We start from the raw sequence: 1014 nt of genomic DNA, 5'->3' as shown, positions 1-1014 counted from the left end.
GATGGTCGACGTGCTCCTGGGGCTCGGCCTCTCGCGCATGGCCTGTTCCGGCTACGGGGCCGCCGAGGTCTACGCCACGTTCCGGCGCGCCGCCGAGCTCCACGACGGGGCATCGGACCCGCAGCGCCATTTCCTGATTCTCTGGGCGCAGTGGGAATCGTCCAGCTCCCACGACGGTTTCGCCGAGTCCCAGCGTCTCGCCGACGAGATGGAGCGTATCGCAACCGCCTCCGGGGGTCGGCACATGCGCATCGCCTCGGACTACGCGCAGGTGAACACGCGGTTCTACCGTGGCGATCTGCCGGCGTCGCGGGCGTACCTGGAGAGCGTGCTGGCGGCCTACGACAACACGGACCACCTCGAGCTCGTCAGCCGCTTCGGGGACAACCCGGCGTTTACCGCGCGTTCACTCGGTGCCATGACCCTGTGGAACGTGGGGGCGCCGGGGCGTGCCCGGTGCCTGATCGACGAGACCGTCGCCCTGGTCGACATCACCGGGCATCCGCCGAGCCGGGCGTTCTGCTATACCTTCCGGGCGCTGCTGGCGCAGTGTCGCGACGATCCGGCCATGGTCCGCCAGGACGCGGAGCACGTGCTGGCCATCGCCCAGGCCCGTGACTATGCCCTGTGGCAGCGGGCCGGGCAGGGGCTGCTCGGCTGGGCCATGGCGCGGGACGGCGACCACGAGGGCGTGGAGCTCTGCGAGCGGGCGGCGGCCGATGTGCGACACGTGATGTACGGGGCGAGCACCAGCCTGCTGCGGCTGCACATCGCCGGGCTGATGCAGCTGTCGCGTTACCGCCGGGCCCGCGAGGTGCTCGGCGGGGCCCTGAGCGATGTCGCCCGTATCGGGAACCGCTGCTTTCTCCCGGAGCTCTATCGCTGGCGCGCCGAGCTCGCGATGCATCTCTCCGGCGACCGCGGTGCGGCGGCGCGCGACCTCGAAGACGCCGAGGCAGTTGCCGAACGTCAGGGCGCCGCGCTCGAGCAGCTGCGTGTTCACATCGCGCAACG

The 1014-nt window shown here is 71.0% G+C and carries 1 pseudogene; it reads left to right on the top strand.

Going from position 1 to position 1014, the window contains the following annotated elements:
• Positions 1-1014, top strand: a pseudogene (locus tag G7A99_RS20990) (hypothetical protein); the annotation flags it as partial.

Source organism: Arhodomonas sp. KWT, assembly GCF_010993615.1.
The sequence above is the reverse complement of the archived record's forward strand: the minus strand, read 5'-3'. Positions and strand labels throughout refer to the sequence as shown.